Raw genomic sequence first — 23,487 nt, 5'->3', positions numbered from 1 at the left:
ATAAACTTAAACATGAAATTTAACAACAACAAAAAACTAGGCACTAAAATCACCCAAGCCATTCTTCAGGATACTTATGAGGCCGTACCACAACTGATGACCTTGTTGGCTCCGGAAGGATGGCGAGAAAGTTCCTTCCATCAGGAGCTTATGGTCTGCCGCTATGAGTTCTACCACGAATTTCTCCATGTGGATGATTATCCGTCCACAGAGATCGACTGTAGGCGATCGGAAACGGATCAGGAAATCAGCTCCGAATCAGCGCTCAGTTTTGATGAATACCTCTACCTCACCTTTCCTCCATTGGGCAATGATCATTTGGAGCTCTTCTATATCCTATCCAGCATTTTGATTGAAATTACCTTTACTTCTGCTCTCTACCGAGACCATGAGTTCGATGCTTACTATTTTGACGAAGTGCAATGTGAAGGCATCATGATCCAGCTAGCTTATGTCAATAATCAGGTTGGCAAAGAATGGGCTAATATCGCTTTCACGGCCTTTCCGCCACCCTATCTCGATGAGATGGACGTACATCACTGTCTGGAACTTTTGTTCACAATTCTAAAAAAACATGGCTTTAAGCTGGATTATTGGCATGGTGAATTACTCTACATTGTAGAGTTGCAAGATATGTATTGGGCTATCCTGTATGGGGATCTAGACTACGAAGAAAAAAATAGTCGGCGCCAGCAGATCAAATCTGATATCAGCGAAATCCTTCAGCGTTATGACAGCACCTACATTGATCCGCTTAACCTGTCATCAATTGTCGACCTGCTCAACCGGCGCTGGGTATGCCCTTTTGTATTGGCCTACCTCCATGTCTATCATGAATTTCCAAAAGGCTACCCCTATCTGCTTTCGGATTATGAAGGCTACTAAGGAGCCGATCAAACTTGGCATATCGCTCGATCAAATTTGGCCTAACACTGGGGCTGTATAAGGAGGTAATTTAGTATTGTAAAACTTGGTAAGCAACATGAACCAAATGAATAGACATATCAACAATAAAGATGTTCAGCTTGATAAGATTCCATTACAATCGAAAAAAGCAATAGAACTATTGTTACGATTGGCCATGTCGCTTGCTCGCTTTTGCTTAGTTCATTGGAAAGAAATCGCGGTGACATTTTATGGTTCCTTTATGATGGGCCTCTGGATTTTCGTCGCTTACAACAAGATTACAGGTTTTGACCAAAATATGGAAGGCATGCTTCGTCAGCCATTCCCAAGACCTTTTGCCATGTTCTTGGCATACGCTATACCAGGTAGTGAGCTTACTGCCGCACTATTGATCGGCTATCATCGCACCCGGTTATTTGGGCTGGGATTATCAGCACTATTAATGATGGCGTTTACAGTCTATGTCGGATTGGCCATATTACATGTATGGAGTGACAAGCTACCCTGTAATTGCGGTCTGATCATTCAGATTGGCTGGAAAAAACATTTTGTATTCAACGTCTTTCTACTACTGATCAGCAGCTGGGCCTTTGTACTCCAATGGTGGATATTAAAATCTAAACTTCATATCGACAAGCAAAATAACATAGATCGTTATAAAATCACCAACTCGATCCCATTAATGAGAAATCGAAAAAGGGAAACCCTGCATAGGTTGAAATGTAAGCACAAGCATACGAAAGAATAGCACCAAAATCCACAGCGGATCTCTGATGCAAGGCTATCGGAGTGAAGGGCACGTCTGCCAAAAGACATGGATTACCCTGTATTCCTGCTGATGGCTACGGACAGAAAAAATTGGCAGCTACAGGCGGTTAAAAACAACTTATTTACCATTTAAAGTTAAGGTTATGAACCTAATTAAATTTATCAAGACAAATGTGATGCCTATTCTGGGATTAGCCATTGCAGCCGGATTATCAACTTGGTCGTTGACATCTGCAAACACCACTAAATATGCCGATCCAATGGATTGGTATGAAAGACAACCTGATGGTACGTATCAATTACTGTCTGGTGGTCCAACCGACGAACCATCAAATGGCTGTGAGCCAGTTCTTGAGGAGATTTGTGCAAAAGGTTTCGAACCGGGTACGGCCCCATCAGTTATCAATGATGTAACTCCCGCAGATGCGACTCGTTATCATGCAGAGCCGTAATATTTTTGGTTAGCAAAGGAAGCTCCGTGAAAGCAATGTCTTTCACGGAGCTTCTCATTATTTTGCAGTTACTTCCAAAGGAAATGGCCAGGTCCAGCGCGGATCATTGGGTGGCAAAACGTATTTGTTTCCATTTACCGTTCGTTCCAAAGTGATATCGCCCCCCTCGATATTTAACCGTCGCAGATCAGACCAACGGACTCCACGAAAAATCAATTCTTTTCTTCGCTCCTCTAAAATCGCTTTCAAGGCTTCTGCCTGAGAAAGATTTTCAACAGGCACATATTTCCCCTTTTCCCAGCGCCTCTCCAAAAGATGATTTAAATCATCAAGTCCCGTTGAGACTTTACCGTTTCTTACACGACATTCCGCCCGATTTAAATAGATTTCGTCTACCGCCAATCCCGAGAAATAATTACTCCGGGTAGAGAAGTAATTATATGTTCCCCTAAACCGATAACCATTCGGTCTCTTTTCAAAGAACAATTTCTTGCGCAGATCACTATCGGCATAGCTATTATAAAGCTGATCCGGAATTAGGGCACTCAAAAATGTAGTTGGATAATATTGATACGGATCTGCCAGCATTCCAGTCCAATAAATCACCTCCGGTTTGATGATGCCCGATTGATTATTGCCTGTCAGCGGTTCTGTCAGCGCCATATTGATCAGATTATAATCCAAGAGAAAATCTGTGATAGCCAAGCAGGAGTCAGCATATTTTTCCGCTTCCATATAGTCCTGCATCGTTAAATACACACGTGACAATAAGGCATAGCCTGCCTGTTTGGAAGGTCTTGTCGGGAAATCATTATTTTCCTTCAGGTATTGCACACTTTCCTTCAGATCACCTACAATACGGCTGTAAGTTTCCGATACAGTAGACTTCACCAAATCTTCATTGATATCATCTGTCATTCGTAAGGGAATTGATTTTTCATCATTGGCGGTCCCTTTACGATATGGCGGTGCAAAGACCTGTGCTAACTGATAGAATAAATGGGCACGATGAAATAGAGCCTGCGCTTTAAGATAATTTAAATCAGCTTGTGATGCAGCGATCTTATCTAAATGATTCAAAACCGTATTTGTAGCCAAAATCGCACGGTAAGGATATAGCCAGTCCAATACTTCGACGCCTGTATAAGGCTGTGCATCCCAGGTATAATAGTTTTGCATCTGGGGGCGCAAGTTGGCATTGAAGTCAGCATCCAGCAGATAAAAATTATCTGCACCTGACTCCCCCAGTTGTGGTGTCACCCCTTGACCATTTGTTCCATTTAGATAGGCATCTCTGTCCAAGAGTGCCTGAAAATGAACCAATGTGGTCGGAATGATTAATGAATCTTTCGGCTTTTCATTGAGAAACTCTTCCTTGCTGCATCCACTGAACAGTAGGCTTATTATCAACAGTTTTATAATTGATTTCATGTGTTAAAAATTAAAGTGATAGATTTAGACCAAACGCGACCTGTCTCGCTTCTCTTGGATTATTGTTATAGTAAGGATCAATGCCGCGGTGATTCGCTTTCCATAGCATTCCCAGATTGCTGAAATATAGAAAGGCTCTTACGTTTTTCAATTTTCCGAGTTTAGGAATGGAATAGCCAATATTGATGTCATCAAAACGGATGTGATCGCCACGTTGCACGAGTGCTTCTGAGTATTTATAAAAATTGTCCCGATTCACATTAGCCGGATACACAAGAGAAGGAATAGCTGTGTACATTTCATCCCCAGTTTCTTGCCACCTAGCCGCATAGTCTGCATGCCCGTACCAGTCACCGGCAAACATATTGGTATAATTGACCGAGTTTGTTCTAAAGTAATAACCGAATTTAAAGCTGATACTAAAAGAAAGGTCAAACTGTTTATAGGTCAATCTATTCCTTACCGCGCCGAAATGTGTCGGCTGGGCAGTGCCAAAGAAAACAAGATCTTCCAAGGGCGTCTGGTTATACAAAGCATTGTAGTCCTTCGAAAGATTTCCTGCCAATAAACCCTGTGGATCGCCATTGGCCGGATCAAGTCCCTCCCATTTCAAAGCGAACACACTGTATAGCGGTCTGCCCTCCAGCGGATTTGCTAAGGTGATCGGTAGGTATTGCTGGCTTGTGCTCGCTACCGGCAATAAGTACTTTGTTATTTTGGAACTTGTATGACTATACATCCATACGGTTTCCCAGCTCAGTGCGCCTTTAATATTCTGCGTGTTGATCTGAATATCAATGCCGCGTCCCTTCATATCAGCCACATTCATGTAGACACTTGACACACCGTAGGTAGGATCTACTGGAGTACTGGCAAGTAGATCGACCGCTTTTTTAGTGTACCAATCGATCGTTCCCTTAATACGCTTATTCAAAAACTCAAAATCAATCCCCGCATTCCACTGTTTCACTCTTTCCCAAGAAAGTTTACTATTCGCTATGGTATTGAGATAAGCTGTTGGGAAAGGATGCGTAGTACCGCTTGTATTTAATGTAATGGTCGATATCGCATTGGCATTGCGTGCAATATTTCCGCTGACACCATAGGTACCTCTAAGTTTAAAGCGGGAAAACAGTTTGTCCAATCCGATATCTTCCTTTGCCATATCCCAGGCCGCACCTAATGACCATAATGGTGTCCCCTTGTCATTTGTATTGAGGCCGAAGAGATTCGCTTCATCCTTTCGTAAACTGGCGTATACATCATACCGATTTTTGTAGCGATAAGATAAATTGCCAAAGTAAGACAAGAAGTTGTCTACTGCCCCATCCTTGTAATCATTGAACGCGATTCGCCTCGTTGCCGTAGTTGTCCGCCGTGGAAAATAAATCAACAGATCCACTTGATTAGCTAGGGCGCCGTTTTCGGCATTGTAACCTATGTTTTGGTAGTTTTCATTTTGAGTCCGAATTGTACGGATCTCAAATCCGGCCATCGCATCCAGTTGATGTTCTTGCTTCCAATTTTTAGAATAATTGAGCTGCCCTCTCCCTTGATGGCTGCGGGTGCTGCTATAATTTTGCCAGATAATGCCACCCAATGGAAATGGATAGGTGACCAGGCCTGTGGTACGATTGATCTGTGCAAGATCGTTGATATTGTTTCGTGCATAATACGATTCTTCGGAAAATAGATCCCGACCGTTGCCGGCTTGATGCTGATATTGGTATTGGAGCGAAGCCTGCAATCCATCGAGAACTTTATAGTCCGCCGAGACAGCGAAAAGTAAATCCTGCTTATCTGTGGAATGCGTCTCGCGATTTATTTCGTCTAAGGGACGATATGTCCAGTCCAACAAGCGGCCATTACCCACGGTGTCCAAAAATCCTTTTCTATAATTCAGATACACGGGCAACGCATTCCCATTGTCATCAGCCAAGCGTGCATACGGTGATAAGGTATACGTACCAGAGGGTGCTGTTCCCATCCCATCATTATTTCCATTCTTGTTGTTTGTACGGATATAACTGATTGTCGTTTCAAATCCGAGCCGATCCGTTACTTTGAAGCGATTGTTGGAACGCAGTGTAAATCGCTGATTGGATGTACCAACCAATTGACTACGCCCTTGATCCAAACCAGTCGAAATGTAATACTGCATCCTGTCATTTGCACCACTGACATTCACGGCATTTTGACTATTTAGTGTGCCCTGATAAAAATATTTCCGAAGATCTTTTTTCACATCCTGACCAGCCAGTTGTGCTAACTGCGCATCAAGATCAGGCGCGTTGGCAATCATCAGTTCCACCGCATCTGGCACTACAGCAATTCTATTGCCTAAGGTTGTCGGATTTTTATAAGCATCATATCGGCCATTGTCAAAAAGAAACTTTTCCAAAGCGATGCGATCTGCCGAAGACATTATTTTGCGGTGATCGAGATCAGGCTTTCCCTTATAGGACAAGTTACTATTCCAGGAGACTGTGGTCGCTCCTATTTTTCCTTTTTTGCTGGTCAGTACAATAACACCATTACCAGCACGTGCACCCCAAATGGAGGCAGCAGCTGCATCTTTAAGAACAGATACGGAGGCAATATCATTGGGATTGATATTTTCCAGATCACCTTCATACGGAAAGTTGTCCAGTACGATCAAAGGTTTGGCTTCGGCATTGATGGTACTGCGGCCACGGATCAGAAAGGCATCCTGTGCCGCAGCATCTCCATGATTAACCAATAATCCTGGAGATAGATTCTCGATACGTTGGATTATGTTTGCACCGACATTCCGATTGATCAGTTCTGTTCCGATCACATCGACACTACCGACTACCCTTTCTTTTGAAATACGCTGGTATCCTGTGTTGATCAACACCTCTTGTAACATGTTCTCAGCTTTAGCTAATCCAATTTCTATCGTGTTGGATGCACTTAGATCAAATGCTACTGTCTTAGGTCGATACCCTACCCGCGATAAGGTCAGGGTTCCTTTTGTCACTTTTGTTTTAATTTCGAATTTGCCCTTATTATCGGTAGACGCTTTTACTGTTGACTGACCGACAAGTACCACGGTAACACCTTCGATCGTCTCGTTTGTGGAAGAGTCGCGTAGTATTCCTGTCAATAGACCTAGATTATTTTGGCTATAGCCAAAATTGACCGATAAAAATGATATGATGACGAGCACAAAGTATACTTTGATCCCGCTATTTAGTTTTAGTATAGGGTTCATTATGGGTTATCTTATATTAGGCTTAATTTCAGCTGTATTGTTCTCCGCAAGAACGAGCACCTCTATTTTTCTTTTCTTTTTCGAAGCAATAAGACCATAAGGTTTCAGGGCCTGATTGAGCTTATCAAGATCAAATTGGAGGTCTTTATAGTAAGGCGTCGACACTTTACCCGTAAATCCCGACTCATCTATAAAAAGAGGTTGATCCATTTTCCATCGTGTCGAATAGTTGAGCTGGTTAACAAAGTCTTGAAAAACCTGCGGACGGCCAGTGCTAGAAATGCTCTCTCTAGGGCTATTTTCCTTTAATTTGCCAATAATGATACAATCCTTGGTGAGTAATTTGCGCTCAATTTTGACGTCAAATTGGAGGGATAGATCGTTTACGACTTGCTTTACCCAGTATGATCTGGTGGTATCCCTGCTGATCAACTGATAACAGAACATAGCCTCCAAGCCATGAAGCTTATCAATTTCCAAAAGCTTTTTATTGGTGATGACAGTTTTATTGTTGGGTTGTTGCAAGGTCCGCATAAACATGGAAATGGGATCAGCATTGATATAATAGACAAAGATTTTGTTTTGTATTATTTTTTCCGAAATAATGCTTCCGAGGCCATCTTGTCCGCTACTAAATGTAGAAACAGCGAAACTGTTAATATCAGCCGTGTCTATAAAATCTGTAAGATATCGGCTCCGCGAATAATCAAGCCGATCATTTTTAGTCGCCAACTTAAAAGAATCGTCTTTCAAAGCGCGCCGAATATTTTCATCTGTTGCATTAGATCCTTCAGTAATAGCGATGATTTTGCCATTTTTGATCCATACCTGATGCGGAATCATTTTATGGGGAAAATATTGTTTCAGGTATTCTGTTTTTGTACCCGAGAACAGTTTAATTCCCTGTTTTTTCAGAAAAGCATTTACCCGATCTCGATCTTCATAACTTGTCGCAAATACCGCTAATTCATCTTTAAAAATTGGCTGTAGGCTATCCAGCTTGTGAATAGACTTGATACAGGGACTGCACCATGTTGCCCAAAAATCAATGATGATTAATTTCCTATCGCGAAACTGACTAAGTTTAAATGGATCACTTTTAGATGGAGCATTAACAATGTCTATTGGCAAATCCCAAAGGGACTGTGGGATACTGTCCCCCACTTTCAACGGTTTGATTAAAAGCCCATTGGCCCCGCTGTCCTTGCGGGGCGTCTGAGCTGATAAACTAAACATAGAAACTAAGAAGTATAAGATCACAAGTACCGAGATCTTTAGTATTTGCATATGCAGTAATGCGCTGCTATTGGATTCTAGTTTTAATTTTTTCATCATTTTAGGAATTGGGGTTGGATGAGGATACGCGATTAAAGAAATCGGAGATTTCCTTGGTTGTCTTTAACTCTTCTTTGCTTGTTTCGAAAACTTCCGAAAGGAACAGCGGAGCCAAATCCAAATTGCTTAAATGCGCTGTCAGATAAGCAACAAGAGCCTTCAATAAGTCTAGTGAGAATGCAGAAAGCTGTTCTGAATTTACTTTTGACTGGAGTTCAATAAGATTGTGTCTGATTATACCAATTGGATATTGTTTCCAAAAACCTTCAATGTCTTTTAAAGGGTAATAATCAGATAGATGAACGTCATAAAGAGTTCTTTCTAACGCGAGAATGTAATTGCATTTGGGTTTCATTTTTTAAGTTTTTAGGGCATAACTTTAAGCAAAATGATCCCATTGCGTTAAATTAACGCATATAATAGTCCCTTTGAAAAAAGTTACGCGAGGTAAATAAAATGGCGTCTCAAATGCGGTTATAAAACAATTACACGAGGATTTAATAGAAACGACACCGCATCAGTTAAAGAAGTTCAGACTTTTGTAGACTGATTTATTTCTTTCCGAACCTGAATTCGAAAAGGAATAATTATTTAAAAACTATTCCGGAGGGCAAATTTTAAGAATCAATTGATTCTTAAATGCTATAGTCCCTATATACAAATAGAAGAGAAACCTCCCTTGCTCAAAGGCTGAGCGTGAGAAACTACGCGACCCTATTATCAAATTAATAAGGGAGGTCCTCTCTACGAATTTTTTGTATTTTTTTAAGTTTATAATTTTCATTCATTTTTGGTTTTCAGTTTCTCACGCTGTTACCAATGAATGACTATACAAAGATAAGAAAAACAATAATATTATTCCAAATTTGGTATAATAAATTTTTTATTTTAGATGTCTATTTGTTTATGGCTGAACAGTACATAGACAAGGAAAATTTAGAAATTATTAGAGAAAGACTTTGGGCTATTTCAAATAAAAAGAAAATTACTCTTGAGGATATTCAAGATCGCACTGGATTTAGCTATAGTCAGGTCCACCGGATCGTTCGAGGGAGTAACAACATGTCAGTAAGTGGTTTGATTGCAATCTGTAAAGCGTTAGAAGTTCAACCTAGGGAGGTATTTGATTTCGAGATCAAAATTCCCAAACATTTACCACTAAGAAGAGATCGAAAGGCTTAATTCTTAAAGTTGTTCGATACGCTCGTCACATAACCGAATGACTACTTCTTCTAATTTATCAACTTTACTTATTAATTTCTTCAAATCCTGGGGATCGATATAATAATCATCCTTATAACGAGCATCGATATAAGCATCGTTTAATATTTTAAACAATCTATTCTCCTCACTGTCCGTGCGTGGATCTCTAAAGACTCGATAGAGATCTTCAGAAATATGCTTAGCATATTTACGATACGCTTTAATACGGTGAGTTTTGGGTTTATAACCCGTATAAACTAATAAAACTCCTCCATAGAACTTTTCTGCTGTTTGATTTAAAATGAAAACTACTTCATTCAAAGGTAGTTTATCTGCTAGAAATTCTTCATATAATAATTTAGTAGCCTTTAAAAACCTCGAGCCACTTTTAACCCATTTATTAAAGTCTTCAACAGCAAGTTCCTTTAGCTGTTCATTAGTCAAAGGCTTACTTTCGACAAAAGAATGTTCTCCGCTATCATAGAGCGTTATCCCTTCTTTGACAATATCGCTAAAGAAGTATTGCCCCCTTTCTAAACCGCTATTGATATAAGAAATTGAATGTACAATTGCGCTTACCTCATTTTTAAACTTCCCTGTACGATTATCAATCTTACTCGCAACGTCAACTTCCTCAACTTTTTCCTTGTCAGATAGAACCACCAAAATATCATAGTCACTAATATAGGTATAGGTTGTTCCTTTATCGATATACTCATCCTCTACCCACTTGCCAGTAGCGTGACTTCCGAACAGAATGATCTTAGCCGGATTTGTTATCTCACAGATTATTCCGACAATTTCAGCTAATTCGTCTTGTTTATGCTGGGGTAAATGAGACAGTTGGTTCATAGGGTAAATTTAAGAAAATTACTTTCAATCAAAAAAGCGCGACTTTAATAAATCATTGTAAAGTATTTTAATACGGGATTCCGTAAAATATTAATTTGTTGATTTCTTTTTTTTGCATTAAATTAAATAACCAATAAGCCATATAAAAAACATCAAAAGTATGTTAGATTTATCCAAAGAACAAGTCTTAGAGAAGCTTAAGCAAATAATTAATACCAAAGGATTTATATATGCATTATGCATGATACTTTTTGAAGACTTTCATCATGATTTAGATAAAATACATTTGGTAAATTATCGAGAAAAACTGAGTGTTAAAGAATGTGCATTGATAATAGGTTTTTTAGTCCAAAATGAAATAGATTTCACAACTCCCGATTCTCCTGAAAAAGTTATTGAACTAAAAGAAAAGACCTATGAAGTCATGCATGAGCTACAAATATCCTTAAACTCACCACAGTCGACACAGCTTAAAGAAATGTTTGAAAAACAAAGTAGAGGTGAAGATATTTCAAATCTATTTAATAACGAACCTGACATATTTGCTAAAAATGGTGGTATGGTAGAGCCAATGTTTTATGCAGGAGATGGAATATACGATTTCCAATACCTTGAATATTTAGAGAAGAAATATAAATATGACAAAGAATGGCTTTGGAATAATAAAAAATTTGATATAAAAGAATCCTCAATATTAGTAAACAAAGTAAAAGCTATTTTACATGAAAAATCAAAAAAAGTAAACCTCTTTGATCTGAGGGAGACCTTTCCCAAAATAGCTGAAAAAGAATCAAAAAAACTAAAAAGGCATCACTCGCAAAAAGAAATTGATGAAATAACAAGACAACAATATGTGCTGGCCACTTTTTACCAATACCACAATCTATTTAAAAAAGGCTTTGACAAGATGGAGGCTGATAAGGAAGATTGGGATTTCTTCTATAAAAATTTACTTGACTTATTTATTGTAAGAAATGAAGATTTCAGTGAACATAATAGCTTCAATAATTTTATAGCAAACTTTTCTTTTAGTCCCTCAAATGATGTAAATAAAGATTATAATGGACCCGGCTATTTCAATGTACTAAACTCTCGACCGTTTATAAAAATTGATTCTAGTAGTTATTTCGTACCTATTAATTTTCTCGTTGCCGAAGCTGTTTATGAATCTCCGTTTTATTGGATGTATGATGATAAAAATTACATTAATAAAATCGCAGAACATCGTGGAAATGTTGGAGAGGAGATTTCTTTTGACTTACTCTCTAAAGTTTTCGGTGAAGAAAATACGTTTAAATCCGTTCTAGTCACGACTAAAAAAGGAGAACCCGATACAGATATCGATGTACTATGCGTATTAGGAAACAAAGCTATTTGCGTTCAAGTCAAGTCTAAAAAGGTTACAATGAACGCCAAAAGAGGGGTATTCGAACAGTTAAAAAAGGATTTTAAGGGAGCTGTCCAAGATGCCTATGACCAGGGGCTTGTTTCAAGAGAACGTATATTAGGGAAAGGTGCAAAATTCACTGATAAAGATGGTAATGAAATTCATCTAAACAAAGAAATAAACGAAGTGTATATTATGGGATTGACAACTGAAAATCACCCCTCTTTAGTTCATCAAGTTAGGACTCTTCTTTCTAAAGAAAAAGAAGCACCATTTCCACTCGTTTTGTCAATATTTGACCTAGAACTATTAGTACATTACCTTCCCGATCCATATGATTTTCTTTATTATGTGCGTCAAAGAATAGCGTTGATGGACTATTTTTTTGCCGATGAAGAGCTTGCATTTCTCGGTTATCATTTAAAATATAAACTATGGAAGAATGATAAATATAGTGGAGGAATCATTGATACAGATTTTGGCGCAATTATAGATCGAAATTATTACCCTTTTAAAACAGGTCTATCGCACCTTCTTTCTGATAAAAATGATCCTATTCTTAATAGATGGAAAGACCCAAAATTTGATCATCTTGCCAAAATAATAAAAGGTAGTAAACATTCATATATTGTGGATATTATTTTCAACCTTCTAGATTGGTCAGGAGAAACCAGAAAGGATCTTGTTGATCATATGATTAAAATAAAAAAAGATTCTATTAAGGAAAATTCCGATAAGAGTATTGCAACAACAACTGCTCCAGAGTTTGGCTTTAGCTATCAGGTTTTCAAAAACATTGATTTAAACAATCTCGAAGACAAAGTTCAAGCTTATTCTATTTTAAAGAAATATCAACAGAAATGTGATTCTTGGCTAGGGTTAGGAAGTTTTGCCAAAAGTGGAAATATAGTTGATTTCTTAATATATCTAGACGAACCCTGGTCTTTCGACCATGAGTTAGACGAAGCTTGTAAAGATTATTTTGCACACGCTAAAGGAAAAGCTATAAAACTTAATCCAAAGTTATCAATAAGTCGCAATGATCCCTGTCCGTGTAAAAGTGGGTTAAAATATAAAAGGTGTTGTGGTCTCAGATCCAAATAAGATTTATAAATTTTTCTAAACAAATATTTATTTTTAGAATATAATTATTAAATTAAAGCATTAACCGACAAATTTTGGAAAAGATAGAATACGCCGATATAAATAAATTTTTGGTTTCTATAGGTTTAATGCTAATTGTCTTTGGCATTGTATTACTATACTACTTTTTAAAGGAAGATTTTAACATTTTTTTGGATAATAAAGTATTTTTTAGCCTGCAATCAGAAGTTCAGTCAATTATATTAGTAAAACGTAAACAGGTATTATTTGTTCAGCAGGCTATTCTATATCTGTCACTTTTATTTTTTACAATTGGAATTATTTCACTGATTTATGGCCTTAAAAGGTGGTTCAAACGACAGAAACGTATTGATGAAAAATTCGACACTGAATTGGAAAAATTAAAATGGGAACTTAAGGCTATGACTCCAATGGAAGTTATTGAAAAAGCTCAAATAGAGATTTCTGAGATTAATTCTTCTAGTTCTGAATTGTCAGAACCATTTTTTAGAAGCCCCTTAATTGATTATATGAATGTTGAGTCTCGAATCTATAAAGTTTTTGAAGCTTATAATAACGTATCATTTGAAATTTTGACACATAGAAAGGTAAATTCAGCCGAAATAGATATTCTAATGTTATCAAAAAACAAAAAATTTATTGACCAGGTTATTGAAATTAAATATTTTAAAACAATTATAAACAAATCTATAATTGAAAAATCATTGACGAAACTCTCCCAACCGATCTATTCATACAAAACGTCTGTTAGAAGAAAGGCAAAACCTGTTCTCTTATTTGTTTACAATACTTATACTATTATTAAAGAAAAAGTTCTGGAGATAACAAATGATATGTTATTGCTTTCTCAAAAACAGGAGATGCTGCATGGGATAAAAATCATTTCTACACATGTCGAGAAAATTGAACAGCTTGACATAAGTAAGCTGCTGAAAAAATAAATCCCTCACCAATAAAGCTTACAAACACTCATCGACAATTATCTTAACAAAGTTACCAAAAGAACAATTTTAAATATATGAGCAAAACATTTGGATCAATCTGGCGCAAAGCCGATTTCCACGTACATACACCATATTCAGCCTTATTAAATAATTATGGTGATGATTTCGATAATTATGTTCAACAGTTGTTTAAAACAGCTATTGAAAAGAAAATTCACATTATTGGCATTACGGACTACTTTACGATAGAAGGCTACAAAAAAATAAGGCTGGAGTATTTGGCACAGCCTGAGAAAATGAAAATGCTGTTTTCAGCCCAAGAAATTGAAAAAATAAAAAAAATTCTTGTTTTACCTAATATCGAGTTTAGGCTAAACAAGATTATTCAAATAAATAAAATTAGGGATGGTAAAAAGATATCAACTGAAAATGGCAGGGTTAATATGCACGTCATATTTTCGGATGAGGTGTCAATTACAAAAATTGAAGAAAACTTTCTTCATGATCTTAAATTCATTTATGAGGCTGATGTTGAAGAAAAAGACAAATTTAGACCGCTAAAGTTGAACAACCTGATAGAGCTCGGCGACAGGTTAAAAGAGGAACAACCCAATTTTCTTGGATCAGCTTTACAGGTTGGAATGACAAATGCTGTGGTGGATGATAGAGATATTAACAATATTTTGACAGGGAACAACACTTTTAAAAATAAATATCTAATTGTAATACCAGCAGATGAGGATTTGACCGAAATAGCATGGAATTCGCAAGAGCATCTTACGAGAAAAGTGCTTCTTTCTAGAGCTCATGCTTTTTTTAGTTCTAACCCAAATACAATTCAGTTCGCCTTGGGCAAAAAGTCAGAAGGTCTTGAATCATTTTTAAAAGAATTTAAATCTTTAAAACCATGTTTATGGGGTTCCGATGCTCATGATTTTGAGAAGCTATTTGAACCAGACAAAGCAAGGTATTGTTGGGTAAAAGCTGACGCAACATTTGAAGGAATTAGACAAATATTATTTGAGCCAGAAGATAGAGTTTTTATTGGGGAACAACCAGAGTTATTCAAAAGGATAGTTTCGGCAAAAGGAAAATATCTCAAATCTCTTAAAATTAGTGCGATCCCTGAGTATAAAGAAAATAAGGGAAAATGGTTCTCATCATTCGAGTTACCCCTAGGATTGGAGCTTTCAGTAATTATAGGGAATAAAGGTAAAGGGAAGAGTGCTTTAGCTGATATCATTGGATTGCTAGGTAACGCACATGTTGATAGAAAAGATTTTTCATTTTTAAACCAAGAAAAATTTTGTCAAAAAGGCTATGCTGAGAACTTTGAGGGTAGCCTTACATGGTTTGATAATTCTGTCAATTCAAAAAATTTAAACGAATTAGTAGATCTTTCCGATATTGAAAGAGTAAAATATATCCCGCAAGCTTACCTTGAAAAACTGTGTAATGGCGAAGATACCAAATTCAAAGATGAGATTAATAAGGTGGTTTTCTCTCGTTTAGATGACACGGACAAACTTGGCAGGAAAAGCTTCGATGATTTAGAAAAATATAGCTCTGAATTAATAAACCAACAAATAGAATTAGAAATTGGTAAGCTTAATCTTTTAAATAAAGAAATTCTTATTTTAGAAAACAAGAAAAAAATTGAATACAAAACGGTCCTAGAAAATAATAAGAGATCTAGACAATTAGATTTAGATAATTTAAAAAAGGCGAAGGATCAATTAATAATTGTTAAGAATCCTGAGGAAGATCCAAATCTTTCTGTAGAACAGAAAAACAAGCTTGAGAACATTTCAAGAATAAGTAACGAAATAAATCGACTTGAAGGTGAAATAAAATCTGTTCAAGATAACCTGAGAAATCAAAAAATATCACATACTGATTTAGATGCATTGCTCAAAGAAATAAATTACCAGAAGCAGTATTTTGATAATTGGACGAATGAGAAAAAAAATACTTTTGATCACTTTCAAATAGATATTGAAAAGACAATACAACTTACTATTGACACGAGTATTATTCAACACCAAATCAAACAATTTACAAAGGAAATACAAGTTAGTGAAAGTCTTATATCTCCTATTTCTGTGATAAATGATGGGGTGGAAATAAGTCTAGCATTCCAATTAAACCAACATCTTTTAAATAAAACACAGATCGGGGTAGAATTAGAAAAACCTTACAGGGAATATCAAGAATATCTAAATCAAATTAAGGACTTCGAGTTAAAGGAGAAGGAAGTACTGGGTGACGAATTTACCCCGGGGACTCTTCTATTCTTCACTACTGAGCTCGAATACCTAGAAAATTCTCTACTTACAGAATTGGAGAAGCAGATAAAAAAACGCAATGAAGCACTTTCAAGAATATTTGATCTTAAGCAACAAATACAATTGATTTATAATAAAATGAAGGGCGCGATTACTTATGTTCTAAAAGAATTTGCAGATGGGCAAAATATTACAATCGAAACTTCTTTTAAATTGGATAAATTATTTCATATTAGGTTCTTCGAATTTGTAAATAGATATGGTGACTTTTACCAAAATGGAGATGAATACCTTAACGAGCTTATCAATAAATTCAATTTTAACAATATCGATGATATAATAGGATTTGTAACGGAATTATTTAATGGTAAGCTCTTCATAAAAGATGGGCGACAAGGAGATTTTTATAATTTCTTATTTTCTATGGATTACTTGAAACCAGAATACGATCTTCGATTAAATAATAAGAGCCTTAATCAACTATCTCCCGGTGAAAAAGGTGGTTTATTATTGATATTTTACCTCGTTCTTGATAAAGATAATAAACCGCTCATTATCGACCAACCAGAAGATAATCTTGACAATCAAAGTGTTGCCGAAATTTTGGTTCCATACATAAAGAGAGCAAAGAAATTTAGGCAGATTATCATGGTGACTCACAATCCAAATCTCGCTATAGTGTCTGATGCTGAACAAATAATCTATATGAATATAGATAAAGAGAACGATCATTCAATTTCATTTGATGCAGGATCCATTGAAGATAAAACGATTAATAACCATATTGTAAATATCTTAGAAGGAAAGATGAAGGCATTTGATAATCGTCGTGTAAAATATAGAACACACTTATAAAAACAATATAATTACAAATAAATTTAATGGCGTAAAAACACTATGGTTCCAATTTTTGAACAAGGGAAAGGTCAAGGTATCGGACACTCATTTGACACATTTTTAAGAAGATTTCTTGATATCTGCGAAGAGCACTTAAAGAATGATAGAGCAAAAGCATTTGCTTTTATTCTATATGACTTCAGTGATAACGCTACAAAACAAGTCTTAAGAAATCAAGGCGGATTTACTAAACTAGATCGTTTATCAGGACAAGAACTATCAATTTTCTTTTTGCACTCTGAAAATAAAAGACAATTAAAAGGCTTTAACGAAATTTTTCTTCATGCATTTGATATATCACAAGACAGTAATCTACCGTTTGTATTATTTTTTAAAATAATAGATCGCGAAGTCAAAGATATTGAAATTGTTGAATTGGAAGAAGCCAACATTATTTTTGCTTTTGAGGAATTGTATCGAGTTATTGATGTATATGTAAAGAAACTCAAAGGCTATAAGAATAATGAAAAAACATCTAATAAGTTTATTCATATCTTCGAGTCTGTGAAAAGAATTTCTGCAGAAAAATTCATTGAATATTTAGTTACAAAAATTGGAGATTATACTGGACAACATCTATTATAAATCTCAATCTTAAAACAAAAAAAAGTGACTGATCTATTTTTCATACTATTTTCTCAAAAGTTTTGCCGATACTTTTTCGGCCTAATTTCTATTAGAAATGAATTGATCCCATCAAAAAGGTCCATATATCTACTTTAATTATATATCTAACCGAAGTTTAAAAATATGAATGCATTTCCAGAACTAATTAAAAGCCAACTTGATTTTCTCCAAAACTGGAGAAATAAACTTGACGAATTAATACAACAGCTCAATTACCAGGAGGGCGATATTAGAAAGGATTATTTCCGTATGAGTTATAATAATGTTAAACAATATTATATTTCGTATACATCATATTTAACGTCATATTTAATAAACGATTCCCTATTAATTAGTCAAGATGGCGTCGATTCTAGATATGGAGGTCATTTACTAGAAGTAAAAGCATTGACAAAAGATATTAGAGATTTGAATGGATGTTTTTATTCTATGAATCATAGAGTATATATTATGGCATGGTCACTTTTTGAATTAGCAATTTCAACAGTTTTCAATCATGTATGTCCTGATAAAAAGAAAGAAGATTATTTTAATACAAAATTTAAAGAGATAAAAAATAAAGTTCCTAAAGAACACTGGGAACAAGTTAAAAAAACATTGAAAATAAAATCAATCAATTTACTTCCAATGCCAACGAAATATGGATATCTCCTAAAAATCGCTAAGGGTTATGATGGAAATAAACAAAACGATTTAGAATTCCTAACTTTTTTCGGAAAGTTTAGAAATACTGTTCATTCAAATTTCATATATTTTGGAGAAGATTTTGACTATAAGTTTGGTCAAGCTCATTTTGTATTCCGAAATGGGAAAAGTGTAAAATGGACCGATCCATTTTCATACCATGAGAATATACCAACAGTAGAATTATATACTCACCTAATCGGTCGATTGAACGACATAGCTCTTAAAATATTTTCAGCGTTACATTATGAAGGATTCATTGGCTACCCAGATCCAGATGCGGAATAATATTTTTGTTAAATAAGGATAATACTAGCTATAATTTGATATCAGAAGCATCTTACTATCAATTCTTCAAAAAGATTAAATAAGAAAAGGCAATAAAGTCATCAATATAGAAGATATACCTTAGTATGAATAAAGAAGAATATTTTTTAAAAAGCAAAACATCAAAATGCCAGACATTGAGGTGTCCAATTACAAATTATTGCACAAGGAGGGCATTGACTATCTATTTTTATGCAGATTTCAAGTATTTGAATTACCATAATTCTGAAATAACGACATTAATAAAAGAAGGTATTATCCCCGAAGATTTCGAACAAAAGGCCATTCCGCTTCAAAGTCCTGTCAACATTTGGAAGAAATCGAATATCCACATTTATTATCAACATATGTGTCCCGAAGTAAATCTCTTTGAGAGTGAATTTGCACTACCCTTTGCTATTGATACAGCAAGTACAGATGGAGAATGCGACGATTATAGAAACACAAATAAATTTAAAAATAGATCTTATGGTCACTTTAGCGAGTGTGCAGAATATAATCACTTTATTTTCCACAATAGAAAGCAGAAAAGTACAGGTCAGAGGAAAAGATCGTTAATCTCAAAATCATTGAGATTTGAAATATTTCAAAGGGATAACTATACTTGTCAATATTGTGGCCGAACACCGCAAGATGGTGCAAAATTGTCCTTAGATCATAAAATTGCGTACTCAGATGGGGGTAAAGATACGTATGAAAACCTTATTACCGCTTGTATGGATTGCAATATGGGAAAAGGGAATAAAGTAATTTAAGCTTATTTTATAACTATGACAGACTATTGTTCATATTACTTCAGCAAATCTCTGAATGATCTTACCTATTCGGATATCCAGTCTTTTTTCCAACAAGAAAGGGAAGAGTCCATTACTTTGGAATTTAAGAGTGGACAGGATAATACAAAATCATTTGACGATATCCTCAATAAAAAGATAATTCGAGCTATCGCTTCTTTCCTAAATTCGGAAGGTGGAATTTTAATTTGGGGGTCGCCACGTGAATCCGAAATAACAAAAGGTGATAAGAAAGTAAAAATAGCACAAGGTGATTTACAGCCAAATAAAGTTTACAATGAGAAAGATAAGCTTGTAAATAAAATCATTAGATCTATTTCTTATATGCCAGTTGGCGTCAATGTAATCGTATTAGAAGAAAATGATCAATATGTATACATCTTCGAAGTACAGGAAAGCCAAAACAAACCTCATCAGTATAATGATCAATATCCTATAAGAATAGATGGACAATCTCTCCCTGCCCCCCATTATCTTGTTGAATCAATGTTTAATCAAGTTAAATTTCCAACCATTGAGGGATACCTAAAACCATTATATTTTATCGAAAAAGACGGCGACTTAATTTTACATTTTGATTTCAAACTCTTCAATTTTTCTCCTTCAATCCCAGGGAAAGATATTCAATTATATATAAATACTACGGGTGGAATATTTGAAGAAAGCAACGATAGTTTTGTTCAACCAGATCCAACGAAATTATTATGTTTCGGGCTCAATCCATCTCTCAAATTAACTTTAGCTATTAATGTATGGCACTTAAGAAATCCAAATTTTAAATGTAATATCACAATATTTATTTCCGGAGAAAACCTTCCAACTAAATTTTCTGAATATCGAGTTGATTTTCGAAAGTTGAATCACAGCTTTAGAGAAGCATTGATACCAATAAATGAAAATCTTGATCTACACAAAACGAAAGATTTATTAGCCAACGATAGGGAGTCACTGATTGCTAGATTTCTTGAAGATGATGATTTTTGATTCAATAGTTGATATAGTCAAAGATGTGTTATTGCATAGCACAAAAACCTTCATAATATATATATATGAAGATAGGACATACCTTTTTGAATTTTTAACTTTAAGTATTGTGTTTCTCTCCTATTTTATCCACCAAAAGTTATTGTTTTTCTTTTTATTATATTTACTCAAAAAGCCTCGCAACCTTGGCTAGGTTTCGGAAGGTTTATAGCACGGCATCCAATAGACACACAATGGCACTCGAATTAATACCTGTAATAGAAATTGGATATAACAATAAGGACATTCCAACACCAGACAAATATCCTTATTGGGAATACCCTATATTATGGGATAAATATAATGCTGAAAGCCACAAAAAAGCAGGTTTTAAAGACGATTTAACTCCCTATTTAGCCGGATCATCATTTTACCGACTTTCTGAAATCACAGACAGCAATTTAACGAAACTTGTAATTGACCATACACACGAAATGAGGGCAGGAACATACGAACGAGAACAAGTGGATATTACGGTTTGATTTGTGCCAGTCATTTCGGTCGGATGGGTTCTTCATCAATTTTGGTGAAAGTACAATAAATAATTACACTTTAGATATTAGGCCAAGTTTCTTTTCAAAGATAATTCCAACCTTGGCTAGCAAGTTATAAATTTGCGCCTTTTGATATACTAAACCATATTCTCTTTTAATCCACTGTATCAAAAGAGGTCCGGTCCACTTTTCTGATTGATATCCATGATTCAATGGCGTTTCTTTTATTACCAGCTCTTTGATTCTTTCCAGCTGTTCTTCCGACAACCCGCTACGCCTCCCTCGTCCTTTCTTATCTTTTAATCCTTCTATACCTTCCTTTTCAAATCGGTGCACCCAATTTGTTATCTGCTTGAAACTGATACTGTGGAGTTCCGATAGCCGTCTGCTTGAATGTCCCAAGGCTGTATATATCGGTGCATAACGGGCCATTCGTATCGGCGATATAGGTCCAATTGTATCGGTGATTGCGGGCCAGTTTAAACAAATTGGGTATTTCGGAGCAATGGGTTCTTCATCAATTTTGGTGAAAGTACAATAAATAATTACACTTTAGATATTAGGCCAAGTTTCTTTTCAAAGATAATTCCAACCTTGGCTAGCAAGTTATAAATTTGCGCCTTTTGATATACTAAACCATATTCTCTTTTAATCCACTGTATCAAAAGAGGTCCGGTCCACTTTTCTGATTGATATCCATGATTCAATGGCGTTTCTTTTATTACCAGCTCTTTGATTCTTTCCAGCTGTTCTTCCGACAACCCGCTACGCCTCCCTCGTCCTTTCTTATCTTTTAATCCTTCTATACCTTCCTTTTCAAATCGGTGCACCCAATTTGTTATCTGCTTGAAACTGATACTGTGGAGTTCCGATAGCCGTCTGCTTGAATGTCCCAAGGCAACCAGATATACCAAATACAGTCTTACGCCGACAACGTAAGCATCATTTGTATTTAATAATTTTTTTATTTCTCCTGCCTCTGATCTTTGAATTTTTAAGACTGATTTTCCCACGATATTTCTTTTTGAAAACAAACAAATATATGGATAATAATGTGTAATTTATTATTATACTTTTATGTCATGATTCCACATTTTATCCTTCCTTCTAATTTACAGCTAAAAGCTCACACAATATATTCCTCTCCAGGAGAACTTTGTATTAATACATGTGCTTATCAAAAATATTCAGTTTGTCCTATTTGCAAAAAGAAGAGTATTAGGATCCACAGTAGGTATTTTAGGACTCTTTTGGATCTTCCTATTTCCGGACATATAACGAAAGTCAAGCTGCGTGCTAGAAAGTATTTCTGTGACAATATAGCCTGCCCAAGAAAGATTTTTACTGAACGCTTCCACTGTGAAATCAAGCCTTATTATAGAAGACTTATGCGCTCTAATGATCTTCTTTTTAAAATGGCACTTGAACTGGGCGGAAATAAAGGCGCATCAATAAGCGGTTATGTTGGACTACCTGTCAGCCCGTCCACTATTTTACGGGTGATCAAAAGAGTCAATATACAACCTAATTCATTAACATCTGGTGTAATTGGCGTAGATGACTGGGCTTTCAAAAAAGGAAGGACCTACGGAACCGTTATTGTTGATTTAAAAAGAAAAGAAGTTATCGACCTGCTGCCCGATCGTGAATCGGGCACCCTCGCCGAATGGCTAAAAAAGCATCCGGAAATAAAAACAGTTTCCAGGGATCGATATGGACCATATGCTTTGGGCATAAAAGCGGGCGCCCCTCAAGCCAACCAGGTTGCAGATCGCTTTCACTTACTGTTGAACCTTGGAGAAGCAACCAAAAGGATTTTTCAATCAAAAGGAAAAGAACTAAGGGAGATATTTAAGCTTTACAATGATCCCAAAAGCGAACGATCTACATCAGCTGAGACTGAGCAGCCAGCTAAAAGAGTATTAGAAATCGTAGAGCCGAACATTTCGACGGCTAATAATAGTGTCGCTAGAAAGTATCTTTTTGACAAAGTTAAAGAGCTACACGGAAACGGTATTACGCTAAGACAGATTGCCAGAATTACGAAGCTCGCGCGTGGCACTGTTAGAAGATACGTTTTAATGGACTCACTTACAAAAAGGCAATCCAGAAGTTCAACCAACCTGGACGCTTTTATTAACTTTCTCTTGATGGAAGAGAACCGAGGTAAAACATACCGCGAACTGCATGAAACAATTGTAGAGATGGGTTTCAACGGAAAATACACACAGTTCTGCCACAAGATGAACGAAGTTTATCAAATGCAGCCATTCACTAGAACCAAAACAGTAACTCCCATAGTAGCAAAAACCTGGTCACCGGCGAGGCTCTCCTTGATGCTCTATATGGAATTAGAGCAAATTAAGGGAAATGATGACAAGGAATTTTTGAAATTACTGTTTGATAAATTTCCGCAGATAAAACAATTGGAGCAGCAGGTAAAGGGTTTTAAGCGATTGTTTCAGAGCAAACAGGACGGTCTGTTAAAAAATTGGATTGATGAGGCGATAAAATCAGAATGTGGTTTGAAAAACTTTGCTAAAAACCTCATAAAGGACTATCAGGCAGTTAATAATGCTGTCATAACATCCATAAGCAATGGTCAAGTTGAAGGCCAGGTAAACCGAATAAAAAACATCAAAAGGAAAATGTATGGGAAGGCAGGCTTTGAGTTATTAAGAAAAATGGTTCTTGCTAAATCAGCCTAATTCACCAAAA

General features: G+C 35.9%; 20 protein-coding genes. 13 read left to right on the top strand and 7 right to left on the bottom strand.

The annotated features are described in order from the left end of the window. The first annotated feature begins 12 nt into the window (after positions 1–12). The 3 genes from HS960_RS01195 (at position 13) to HS960_RS01185 (ending at position 2,126) form a co-directional block, all read left to right on the top strand. Complete coding sequence (locus HS960_RS01195) at positions 13–885, top strand: hypothetical protein (protein WP_182331060.1); 873 nt, start codon at positions 13–15, stop codon at positions 883–885. 106 nt (positions 886–991) lie between these two features. Next, a complete protein-coding gene (locus HS960_RS01190; RefSeq protein WP_228280161.1) occupies positions 992–1,654 on the top strand; it encodes a DoxX family protein in 663 nt (220 codons plus the stop codon). 163 nt (positions 1,655–1,817) lie between these two features. Next, positions 1,818–2,126, top strand: a complete 309-nt coding sequence (locus tag HS960_RS01185; protein ID WP_182331058.1) for a hypothetical protein — start codon at positions 1,818–1,820, stop codon at positions 2,124–2,126. 57 nt (positions 2,127–2,183) lie between these two features. Here HS960_RS01185 and HS960_RS01180 read toward each other — a convergent pair whose 3' ends face one another. From HS960_RS01180 to HS960_RS01165, 4 genes are read right to left on the bottom strand one after another with little or no spacing between them, the layout of a single operon-like run. Beyond that, entirely contained in the window at positions 2,184–3,557 is a 1,374-nt protein-coding gene (locus HS960_RS01180) for a RagB/SusD family nutrient uptake outer membrane protein (RefSeq protein ID WP_182331057.1), read from the bottom strand. Between the two features lie 10 nt (positions 3,558–3,567). Beyond that, a complete protein-coding gene (locus HS960_RS01175; RefSeq protein ID WP_182331056.1) occupies positions 3,568–6,792 on the bottom strand; it encodes a SusC/RagA family TonB-linked outer membrane protein in 3,225 nt (1,074 codons plus the stop codon). Between the two features lie 6 nt (positions 6,793–6,798). Further along, on the bottom strand, positions 6,799–8,127 hold the full coding sequence (locus HS960_RS01170) for a TlpA family protein disulfide reductase (RefSeq protein WP_182331055.1): 1,329 nt from the start codon (positions 8,125–8,127) through the stop codon (positions 6,799–6,801). A gap of 1 nt (position 8,128) precedes the next feature. Further along, a complete protein-coding gene (locus tag HS960_RS01165) occupies positions 8,129–8,482 on the bottom strand; it encodes a hypothetical protein (RefSeq protein ID WP_182331054.1) in 354 nt (117 codons plus the stop codon). 464 nt (positions 8,483–8,946) lie between these two features. Here HS960_RS01165 and HS960_RS01160 point away from each other — a divergent pair, with 464 nt between their 5' ends. Then, complete coding sequence (locus HS960_RS01160; protein ID WP_228280159.1) at positions 8,947–9,309, top strand: helix-turn-helix domain-containing protein; 363 nt, start codon at positions 8,947–8,949, stop codon at positions 9,307–9,309. 3 nt (positions 9,310–9,312) lie between these two features. Here HS960_RS01160 and HS960_RS01155 read toward each other — a convergent pair whose 3' ends face one another. Beyond that, entirely contained in the window at positions 9,313–10,182 is an 870-nt protein-coding gene (locus HS960_RS01155; RefSeq protein ID WP_182331053.1) for a HEPN domain-containing protein, read from the bottom strand. A 160-nt stretch (positions 10,183–10,342) separates the two neighbouring features. Here HS960_RS01155 and HS960_RS01150 point away from each other — a divergent pair, with 160 nt between their 5' ends. The 8 genes from HS960_RS01150 to HS960_RS01115 all read left to right on the top strand — a co-directional run bounded on the left by HS960_RS01150 (position 10,343) and on the right by HS960_RS01115 (position 20,757). Further along, the gene (locus HS960_RS01150; protein ID WP_182331052.1) at positions 10,343–12,673 is read left to right on the top strand and encodes a YecA family protein; all 2,331 of its coding nucleotides are present in this window, start codon (positions 10,343–10,345) and stop codon (positions 12,671–12,673) included. Positions 12,674–12,747: 74 nt separating this feature from the next. Further along, entirely contained in the window at positions 12,748–13,635 is an 888-nt protein-coding gene (locus HS960_RS01145) for a hypothetical protein (protein ID WP_182331051.1), read from the top strand. A gap of 77 nt (positions 13,636–13,712) precedes the next feature. After that, positions 13,713–16,778 (top strand): TrlF family AAA-like ATPase, encoded by a 3,066-nt coding sequence (locus HS960_RS01140; protein ID WP_182331050.1) that lies wholly within the window; start codon positions 13,713–13,715, stop codon positions 16,776–16,778. 42 nt (positions 16,779–16,820) lie between these two features. Continuing rightward, positions 16,821–17,405 carry a hypothetical protein gene (locus tag HS960_RS01135; protein ID WP_182331049.1) on the top strand — a complete coding sequence of 195 codons (585 nt, stop codon included), beginning with the start codon at positions 16,821–16,823 and terminating at the stop codon, positions 17,403–17,405. A 165-nt stretch (positions 17,406–17,570) separates the two neighbouring features. After that, positions 17,571–18,419 (top strand): hypothetical protein, encoded by an 849-nt coding sequence (locus HS960_RS01130; protein WP_182331048.1) that lies wholly within the window; start codon positions 17,571–17,573, stop codon positions 18,417–18,419. Positions 18,420–18,544: 125 nt separating this feature from the next. Next, complete coding sequence (locus tag HS960_RS26740) at positions 18,545–19,213, top strand: HNH endonuclease (protein WP_202883729.1); 669 nt, start codon at positions 18,545–18,547, stop codon at positions 19,211–19,213. 15 nt (positions 19,214–19,228) lie between these two features. Continuing rightward, on the top strand, positions 19,229–20,236 hold the full coding sequence (locus tag HS960_RS01120) for an AlbA family DNA-binding domain-containing protein (protein ID WP_182331047.1): 1,008 nt from the start codon (positions 19,229–19,231) through the stop codon (positions 20,234–20,236). A gap of 233 nt (positions 20,237–20,469) precedes the next feature. After that, a complete protein-coding gene (locus tag HS960_RS01115) occupies positions 20,470–20,757 on the top strand; it encodes a hypothetical protein (protein ID WP_202883728.1) in 288 nt (95 codons plus the stop codon). A 63-nt stretch (positions 20,758–20,820) separates the two neighbouring features. Here HS960_RS01115 and HS960_RS01110 read toward each other — a convergent pair whose 3' ends face one another. Together HS960_RS01110 and HS960_RS01105 are read right to left on the bottom strand one after the other, a co-directional pair. After that, positions 20,821–21,201 (bottom strand): helix-turn-helix domain-containing protein, encoded by a 381-nt coding sequence (locus HS960_RS01110; protein ID WP_182331046.1) that lies wholly within the window; start codon positions 21,199–21,201, stop codon positions 20,821–20,823. A 113-nt stretch (positions 21,202–21,314) separates the two neighbouring features. Beyond that, positions 21,315–21,782 (bottom strand): helix-turn-helix domain-containing protein, encoded by a 468-nt coding sequence (locus HS960_RS01105; protein ID WP_159732720.1) that lies wholly within the window; start codon positions 21,780–21,782, stop codon positions 21,315–21,317. A 69-nt stretch (positions 21,783–21,851) separates the two neighbouring features. Between HS960_RS01105 and HS960_RS01100 the strand changes: the two genes are divergently transcribed. Next, complete coding sequence (locus tag HS960_RS01100) at positions 21,852–23,477, top strand: ISL3 family transposase (protein WP_182329677.1); 1,626 nt, start codon at positions 21,852–21,854, stop codon at positions 23,475–23,477. Positions 23,478–23,487 lie beyond the last annotated feature (10 nt).

It is taken from the genome of Sphingobacterium paramultivorum (assembly GCF_014109745.1).
Taxonomy (GTDB): Bacteria; Bacteroidota; Bacteroidia; order Sphingobacteriales; family Sphingobacteriaceae; genus Sphingobacterium; species Sphingobacterium paramultivorum.
Note: the sequence above shows the minus strand (reverse complement) of the source record. Positions and strands in the feature narration are given on the sequence as shown.